This window comes from Streptococcus sp. GMD6S (genome assembly GCF_000297015.1).
This window is the reverse complement of record NZ_AJRH01000053.1, coordinates 1-8,790: the sequence shown is the minus strand read 5'-3', so window position 1 is coordinate 8,790 and position 8,790 is coordinate 1. Positions and strand designations below refer to the sequence as shown.

The 8,790-nt window shown below is 43.8% G+C and carries 6 protein-coding genes and 1 pseudogene; 1 reads left to right on the top strand and 6 read right to left on the bottom strand.

Annotated features, from left to right (window positions below):
• A partial coding sequence (locus GMD6S_RS07410; protein WP_044140719.1) for an SIALI-17 repeat-containing surface protein occupies positions 1–2,954 on the bottom strand: 2,954 nt, incomplete at its 3' end.
• A gap of 333 nt (positions 2,955–3,287) precedes the next feature.
• On the bottom strand, positions 3,288–4,271 hold the full coding sequence (locus tag GMD6S_RS07405) for an acetylxylan esterase (protein ID WP_000795107.1): 984 nt from the start codon (positions 4,269–4,271) through the stop codon (positions 3,288–3,290).
• Positions 4,272–4,597: 326 nt separating this feature from the next.
• On the opposite strand from GMD6S_RS07405, the gene GMD6S_RS12975 reads away from it, so the two are divergent.
• The gene (locus tag GMD6S_RS12975) at positions 4,598–4,789 is read left to right on the top strand and encodes a hypothetical protein (RefSeq protein WP_000693216.1); all 192 of its coding nucleotides are present in this window, start codon (positions 4,598–4,600) and stop codon (positions 4,787–4,789) included.
• Here the strand turns inward: GMD6S_RS12975 and recG are convergent.
• From recG to GMD6S_RS07380, 4 genes and pseudogenes are all read right to left on the bottom strand, one after another.
• Positions 4,786–6,801 carry an ATP-dependent DNA helicase RecG gene (gene recG / locus GMD6S_RS07395; RefSeq protein ID WP_001048732.1) on the bottom strand — a complete coding sequence of 672 codons (2,016 nt, stop codon included), beginning with the start codon at positions 6,799–6,801 and terminating at the stop codon, positions 4,786–4,788. The two genes, GMD6S_RS12975 and recG, sit on opposite strands and share 4 nt — an antisense overlap.
• An 18-nt stretch (positions 6,802–6,819) precedes the next feature.
• The gene (gene alr / locus GMD6S_RS07390; protein ID WP_000648052.1) at positions 6,820–7,923 is read right to left on the bottom strand and encodes an alanine racemase; all 1,104 of its coding nucleotides are present in this window, start codon (positions 7,921–7,923) and stop codon (positions 6,820–6,822) included.
• A complete protein-coding gene (gene acpS, locus GMD6S_RS07385) occupies positions 7,913–8,275 on the bottom strand; it encodes a holo-ACP synthase (protein WP_008293557.1) in 363 nt (120 codons plus the stop codon). Before acpS ends, alr begins: the two co-directional genes overlap by 11 nt.
• Positions 8,276–8,319: 44 nt before the next feature.
• A pseudogene (locus GMD6S_RS07380) lies at positions 8,320–8,790 on the bottom strand (3-deoxy-7-phosphoheptulonate synthase); the annotation flags it as partial.

Below are 8,790 nucleotides of genomic sequence, written 5' to 3'. Positions count from 1 at the left end.
CCTACTGTTGATAATGGACCGGTGTACTCTGGCATCTCTGCCACTGGGGCTTCCTCAGCATTGACACCACCAGTGAATTCTGGTTTTTCTACTGTAGGAGCTGGTTCTTCACCTACTGTTGCCATTGGACCTGTATACTCCGGAACTTCATGAACCGCTGCTTCTTCTGCATTAACACCACCTGTGAACTCTGGAACCTCATGGATAGCAGCTTCACTGCCATTAATACCATCGCTTAGTTTAGAGCCAGCTAAAGAAACTGGTAAATTGTGCATGCTTTCAATTGCACCCTCAGCTAGACCTGTAATTCTTTGACCCATATCCTCTGGATCTATTGTGAATAGGAGAGTTTTTGTATCGTATTGGGTCATGAAGGTTGCTGTCTTGCCATTTGCCAATTGAAGGGTCGGAGCCTTGTTGACCAATACTTCCGAATCGAACTCCATGGCTATAATACCTGGCCATTTTTGAATAGCATATTTTACTTTTGCTTCTTTAGGAGATATTCTGTCTTTGCTTAAGAAATCCCAGTTGAATTTCTTATAGGATAAAGTATAATCGTTTTGATTGCCATCCGCATGCTCATAAAGCAAACCATATTCGCCATTTCCGAGTTCTTGGAGCGAGTTGTATGCAAACTTACCACTTTGTATAGGATTGTGTTTCAGCCATGTCAACTCACCATTCTCCTCAACACGAGCCAGGTGAACCAAACCATTGTTGCGTCCAGGACCACCAGCATTGCTGAGTAGAATGTATTCCTTTCCTTCATGCATGGTGTGAATAGCGGACATTTGAACATAAACGTCTTTTACTTGAGGATAACGTTTGATTTCCTTATCCCACGTTGCTCCCCCATCATGACTGGTCGCAACCTGAAGATCACCAGTCAACCCACGCATAAAGAGCTTGAGATCCCCATTATTCAACTGAACAACAGTTGACTCCGTATTTTGGGCACCTGGATTATTCATGGTTGAAGAGTGAATGGTTTGGTTGCCTACTGGGCGGTTATCATTAACTGCTTCCCCTGCTTGCCATGTTTCTCCATGATCATCTGAATAAATTACACGAGATGATTGAGAACCACTTAGGTAGGAAACGTTGTTTGTTGTATAAACTGGAATCACCAGTCTTCCCTTATGAGGCCCTGTACGCAAGGCAATGCCAGTACCAGGTCCAGTTCCTAGGAAGTGCATCCAATCTTTCCGAATCCCATGAGTAATATCTTTTGGTGCAGACCAAGTCTTCCCATCGTCATCACTGTAGGACATCCATAGGTAGTTGGTATTGGAAACTCTAAAAATATTCTTTTCGCTATATTCAAAATAAATATTTCCGATTAGCTCATTCCCTTTATACAAATCTCCCTTATCGCTGTAGGCTGGTTTTTTAGGGTCAACGACAACACGATAATCTGTCTTTCTATTTTGAGGGTCGAAAACCTCTCCGTTTTCTCGAATCGTATAGCGACCTGATTCTCCTTGCTTATATAAAACTTGATAAACTTTATCTCCCACTTGTTCATAAGCTTTCGGAGCTTGCCCCGGCAATGAAAATACTGCCTTACTTTCAAGGAACATGTCGTAAATTGCAAAAATTCTCTTTGTTTCAGGGTCTTGCACCAAGGCCATATCAATATTAACTGGAGATGGCCATTCTGCATGTTTAGCGTGCTCATTGTCACGAGGATTTGAGATTACGATTCGGTCTCCCCATGTTTTTCCATTATCTTCACTGCGTCTAATGACCATGCCGATATCACCCCAGTCACTCGAATGGAGACGGCGTTCATCTGCACCTGCAATCAGCGTTCCTTTATCTGTCTTGAGAAGAGCTGGGATACGATAGCTCTTGATACCATCTTTATTTGGTTGATTGTTCCTACCACCTTCAAAGACGTCTTCTTTCTCAGAGATTTTCGCACCTTCTGGTAGTTTCTGTTCCAATTCACCTCTTTCAAATAATTGACTTCGTGTTTGAACTTCATCTGGGCTTAAAGCACGATCATAAACGGTTAGGTTTCGGACTTGTAGATTTGAGGACCAAACTGTTTTCTTGCCCCGTTTGGTTGCTCCAAGTTGAGCTTGATTAACATCTGGCATATCTTTGATGAAGTTCCCAGATTTTAGACTTGTTCGAGATAAGACACCGTTCACATAGAGACGAACTCGACCATGAGGTAACTCCGCTGTCGGTTGTTCGACAGTAAAGGTCACGGAATTCCATTGTCCTGGGCGAACTTTCAAAGGAGCATCTGTATACTTATCATAGAACTGTTCCCCGTTAGCGCCACGCCCTTCAATAAGAGCTGTATTATCAAGGACCGACATAGTAAAGTACTCATTTTCCTTGGTGTCACTGGATACAGAGAAGAGATTGTAAAAGCGTGGAGCTGATGCATCTGGTTTGAACTCCATGTGAACTGTAGCATTTTTTAGTTGCTTTAGTTTGTCTAGTTCACTTGATAAATCGACTCTCTGACCATTTGCCGCATTGGTTTCAACATCTTCTTTTTCAAGGACAGGATTAGCATTTTTTAAATCTCTTGAGTAATAGTCACGAGGAATAGCACCCTGATCCTCTGATTCCTCTTCCTTATTTGCTTCTTCTGCAGGGGTTCCCGTAGAGGATGGAGTTTCTGATTCTGCACTCTCATTTTTTTTCAAATGATCTTGGTCCACCTCAACGCCGTTGTCTTGAGCTGCTGCCAATTTACCAGCCAAATCCTTATCCAAATGAGCAAGATCTCCCGAGGACACTTCTTTTGGCAATTCTGATAAACCTTGACTAGGTTCGACAGTTTCTGTATTGGCCCCTGCTGCATTGGCTTGCTCTTGAGCTAAGACTGGATTTGCTCCAAATACTACTGTACCAATCACTACAGATGCCGCCCCAACTGCAAATTTTCGAATTCCGTATCGCTGTTTCCGATCTAAAGATTTGTAATTCATGTTTGTCCTTTCATTTTTCATAAAATAAAGCGCTTTCTTTTTCTTTAAAAATTTTTATTGTCTCTCAAGAGACAAGTTTTACAAGAAAGTATCCAACTTAATGAGAGCTCCCAATCCTCTCCCATTTTCTGCTGAGCCCGAGTTTTTAATCACCCAGCAGCCTTCTTCCTCCTTTCACAAGTGACTTTTCCTTTATTATACAATAAAGTCTTATATTTATATCTGTGTTCCCACAGAATAGATTTTACTTTTAAGAATATTTTAATATTTTAAATTTTCTAAAAGTACTTTCAGGTTTTGGACATAAAAAAGAGAGCTTCTGCCCTCTCAAAATTATTTTTTTACATAAGAAAAAGAAATCTCACTACCACAGAGCCAGTTATAGACTTGGTCATTGACAAAAACATTCATGGCTTCGTGAGCATACTCTGGCATGATGCGATAGGCCTTGTCGCAAGTCAGACGGTTGTAAATCGCAAACTGGGTAATAGGATAGCAAACATCGTCATCCAAGCCCGTAATCATCTTGACCTCTCCTTTGATACGATGGGCAAGATTCTTCACATCGATATAGGCAAGAGTCGCCATGATTTCCTCCTCTGTTTCATGGAAGGGATCGTGGAACTTGAAATAACGGAAAAGTTCGTCATAGGCTTCACTGGTATTGCCAATCTCAAGCACTCGTCTAAAGTCGGACAAGAAGGGATAGATGGCAACTGTTCGCTGAATCCGAGGATTGAGCGCTGCTGCAACCAGAGCTAAAGCTCCTCCTTGTGAGGCACCATAGCTAGAAAGTCTTTCCTCATCTACCTGTGGCAGACTAGCAACAATTTCGATCAACTGGTAAATATCCAGATAGACATCCTTATAAAAGAGATGTTCCCGACCTTCCACAGCACCACGGATGATATGTCCCTTCACCGTATTTCCTAGTGGAGAGCGCAAGCCGTCTTGCGAATAGCCTGATTGGCCACGAACGTCCATGGAAACAACCCCGTAACCAGCCACGGTGAAGGCCAGCATGTCGGTCCAGTCCCAGCCACGTCCCATATAACCGTGAAAATGGAAAATTAGGGGAACTTTCTCCTCACTTTTTGGAAGGACGACCCGTGCATAGACCTTACCTTCATTGGTTCCCTCAAAGGTTAGCTCATAGCACTTGACTTGGGGAATATGGAAATCTCTTTCCTCCAACTGGTAGGCTGGAAGAGATGAAACTTTTTTGACTTCCTCATCCCAGAAAGCATCAAAATCTTCTGGAACTTCATCTCGCCCTCTATAAGTCTTGATTTCTTCTAATAAAGCTGGATTTTTCATAGCATGCTCCTTTAGTTTTGTAATCGCTATCATAACTCTAGCATATCTAGGAAAGCAATGCAAGAAAGAATTCTAAATAGAAAGTGATTTTAGATTCTCTTTCCTCAAACCTATCGTCTGAAAGTAGTTTTAAAAATAAAAAGAGCGTTTCCGCTCTCTGTGTATCAATAGGTGCTAGCTCCTTTCTCTAGTTTGACGGTTTGGAATTTCTTTTGGTAGGTTACTTTAATAGTCATGTGAGAGTCCTCGTTTCTTTTTGATGACTCTAGTATAAGATCCAAACCTAAAAGCTAGCTTATAGATTTCTTAGAAAAGGCTTATACTCAATGAAAATCAAAGAGCAAACTAGGAAACTAGCCGCAGGTTGCTCAAAACACGGTTTTGAGGTTGTGGATAGAACTGACGAAGTCAGCTCAAAACACGGTTTTGAGGTTGCAGATAGAACTGACGAAGTCAGTAACCATACCTACGGCAAGGCGACGTTGACGTGGTTTGAAGAGATTTTCGAAGAGTATTAATCTAGATGTTCTTTCTTTTCTAGATGGAGAGCAATCATGCGCCATTCTGGATCCTCTTGCCAACCTTCTATCGAACTAATGTAGCTGGCAACCTTTCTGGCTTCTTCCAAAATAGGAAAGTCTTCGATAATATCAGCCACTTGAAACTCTGGAAGTCCTGACTGTCTGGTTCCAAAAATTTCACCCGATCCACGCATTTTCAAATCTTCCTCCGCAAGGACAAATCCATTGTTGGTTTCTGTCATGATGCACATGCGGTCCTTCCCAGAGTCCGTCTTGGGATTAGCCACAAGAACAGCATAAGACTGCTTGTCTCCCCGACCAACACGACCTCTGAGCTGGTGAAGCTGGCTGAGACCGAACCGATCGGCATCCATGATAATCATGACGGTCGCATTGGGAACATTGACCCCAACCTCGATAACCGTCGTCGAAACCAGAATATCCGTTTTTCTCTCTTTGAACTCCTGCATAATCTGGTCTTTTTCGTCACTCTTCATCTTACCATGTAGCAGAGCCACTTCGGCCTTACCTGCAAAATGAGCTGTCAACTCCTCAGATAAGGCAATGGCATTTTTCAAATCCAGAGCTTCAGATTCTTCAATCAAGGGAGAGATGACATAGGCTTGCGAACCTTTTTGGATTTCCCCCTCTAACCAAGTCAAGACCTGAGGTAGCTGCTCATGCTTAATCCAGCGAGTTACAATAGGCTTCCGCCCTACTGGCATCTGGTCAATAATAGAAACATCCATATCGCCAAAGGCTGTGATAGCCAAGGTTCGTGGAATGGGCGTCGCCGTCATCATGAGAACGTCAGGATTGTCCCCTTTTTCCCGTAAAATACGCCTTTGGCCCACACCAAAACGGTGCTGCTCATCAATGATAATCAATCCAAGACGAGCATAATCCACCCCATCTTGTATCAAAGCATGGGTTCCGATAATAAGGTCGGCCTCACCCTTGGCAATGGTCTCTAAAACTTCTCTTTTCTCTGCAGCTTTTAAGGAACCTGTCAAGAGAGCCAGTTTCAAGTCTGGAAAAAGGTTCTGTAAACTCTCAAAGTGTTGCTCCGCAAGGATTTCTGTTGGCACCATGAGAGCTGCCTGGTAGCCAGCCGTCACCGCCGCAAACATGGCCAAACCAGCAACCACCGTTTTTCCGCTCCCCACATCCCCTTGCAGGAGACGATTCATGTGGTGGTCGGACTTCATGTCGGTCAAAATTTCCTGCAAACTCTTTTCCTGAGCTGAGGTCAGAGCAAAAGGCAGATTTTCTTTAGTAGCTGTCACCTTTTCCTTAGACCAATTCAGAACCAGACCGCTTCCTTGAACTCTATTTTCAGACTTGAGTGTCTGCAACTGCATCTGAAAATAAAAGAGTTCCTCAAACTTGATACGGCGAAGGGCCTGCTTATATTCTGCCAAATCCTTTGGAAAATGCATAGCACGAACTGCCTGACAACGGGACATGAGTTTGTATTTATCAAGTAAAGACTGGGGAAGATTTTCCTCTATTAAGAGGTCCAACCCTTGATCAAAGGCTGTCTTGATAACCTTGACCAGTCCTGCCTGACTGATTCCTTGAGCCAGACGATAGACAGGTTGGAGGTCATCTTCCACCTGAGCTAGAACCTTCATCCCAGTCAGACTGGCCTTGGCACGGTCCCATTTTCCAAAAATGGCAAGCGTTGCTCCCAATTCTATCTTATCTGCTAGATAAGGCTGGTTAAAGAAATTAACCGCAAAAACGACTTCTCCCTGCTTGAGGCTAAAGCGCAGGCGATTACGCTTAAAACCATAATACTGGACACTGGCAGGAGTCACGACTTGACCAGATAGAACAGCCTTTTCACCATCTTCCAGCTCTAGGACCTGCTTGGTCTTGAAATCTTCATAACGGAAAGGAAAGTAGAGCAAGAGGTCTTGTAAGTTTTCAATTCCTAGTTTAGCGTATTTCTCTGCTGACTTTGGTCCCACACCAGGCAAGACATGCAAGGGTTGATGTAGATTCATGCTCCACTCCTTTCTTTTTTAATAATATTCTCTCGGAATGCGGTCGCTGAGGAGGCAAACCACCTCATAGTTAATGGTTCCACGGTAGGTCGCTACCTGAGTAGCTGTGATTTTCTTGTCACCGTTGGAGCCAATTAAGGTTACTTTTGTTCCTAGCGGGTAAACCTTAGGCAAACGAATGGTAATTTGGTCCATAGAAACCCGACCGACGATTGGGCAAGCTTGTCCCTCTACCAAGACAGAGAAATTTTGCATGTCTCGTGTCCAACCATCCGCATAACCGATTGGCACCGTCGCAATGACTTGCTCACTATCCGCTTGATAGGTGGCTCCATAGCCCATGCAAGCTCCAGCTGGAACTGTCTTGACATGAACTAGGGCAGACTCCAAGGTCAAGGCTGGTGTCAAATCATAGGGTAAGTCCAAGACCTCTCCACTTGGATTGAGACCATACATGGCATCTCCCATACGGACTGCATTGAAAATAGTCTCTGCATGCCAGAGGGTCGTTGCCGAGTTACTGGCATGAACCAGTTCTGGAACTTCCTTCATACTTGCCAAAATAGCTTTAAAGCATTCTAACTGGGCAATAAAATAGGCATCTGATTCTTCATCTGCAGTAGCAAAGTGGGTAAAAATCCCCTCAACACGAGCACCGTGTTGTTGGAGCAAGGTTTGAGCCTGCTCAGCCTCACTGGAATCTCGGAAACCAATTCGTCCCATCCCTGAGTCAATCTTGAGGTGGACAGTCAAGCCAGTCAAATCTGCTTCCTTGTCTAAGAGCGTTTGAATCCACTCCAGCCCAGCCACTGTCAAGGTGATGTCGTATCCTTTAGCTAGAGCAACAGCTTCTAGTTCAGAAACTCCTAAGATGAGGATTTTCTTGCTAAGTCCAGCCTGACGAAGTTCGATGGCTTCATCAATATTGGAAACACAAAATCCATCAACATCATCTTGAATAGCCTTGGCAACGGCAACAGCCCCATGACCATAGGCATTGGCCTTGACCACTGCCCACTTGAGCGTTCCTTCAGGGATATGAGCCCCCATTTGCTGAATATTTTGTCGAATAGCTCCCAGAAATATCAGAGCCTTGGTTGGTCTATGTGGACTAGCTTTCATGATTTTCCTCCAAAATGACACTGGCTGTCACAAACTGATCTGTATGGCTGATAGATAGCCAAATCTTTCCTGAAAATGGTGCCTGACTAAAATAAGGCGCGCCTCGTTCATTGTTCAAAACTTCCAAATCCTGAAAGGTCAGTTTGCCAATACCAGTTCCCATAGCCTTGGAAAAGGCCTCCTTAGCTGACCAGCGACCTGCCAAGTATTCGATCTGTCTGCGCCCTTTGAGACTGGTAAAACGCTCCAATTCTTTAGGGGTCAGCACGCGTTTAGCAAAGCCCTCACGTCGTGTAACTGCGTTTTCTATCGAAGCCAATTCTTCGATGTCAATTCCGTGTCCAACTATCATACTCATAAAAGGAGCTGAGATTCCCCCAACTCCATCCTTTTCACTTATTTTGTTAAGGTGGTATAAATTTCTTCTACCAAGGCTACTGTATTTTCCCAACCTAGACAAGGGTCAGTTATGGAGCAGCCAAAGACCTCTGGTTGGTTTTGGCGACCGTCTGCTAGGTAAGATTCGATCATAAAGCCTCGAACCGTCTTTTTAATCTTTTCATTCCAGTCACGATTCAGCAAGGCTTGACGAACAATGCGAACTTGTTCCATATACTGCTTGCCTGAATTGTCATGATTGGTATCGATGATAATGAAGGGATTTTCAAGTCCCATAGTCTCATAGCGATTGATGGCATTTAAGAGGGTTTCATAGTAGAAATTGGGTTCATTTTTACCATATTCGTTCATGGCACCACGAAGGATAACGTGGGCCAAAGGATTTCCTGAAGTTTCCACTTCTTGGCCATGGTAAAGGAAGGTTTGCTTGTTTTGAGCCGCATAGATGGCATTAAACATGACCCCAAG

Coding starts and splice junctions, on each gene's coding strand:
- alr (WP_000648052.1), bottom strand. CDS start 7,923: ATGAAAGCTAGTCCACATAGACCAACCAAGGCTCTGATATTTCTGGGA.
- GMD6S_RS07405 (WP_000795107.1), bottom strand. CDS start 4,271: ATGAAAAATCCAGCTTTATTAGAAGAAATCAAGACTTATAGAGGGCGA.
- acpS (WP_008293557.1), bottom strand. CDS start 8,275: ATGATAGTTGGACACGGAATTGACATCGAAGAATTGGCTTCGATAGAA.
- GMD6S_RS12975 (WP_000693216.1), top strand. CDS start 4,598: ATGAAAATCAAAGAGCAAACTAGGAAACTAGCCGCAGGTTGCTCAAAA.
- recG (WP_001048732.1), bottom strand. CDS start 6,801: ATGAATCTACATCAACCCTTGCATGTCTTGCCTGGTGTGGGACCAAAG.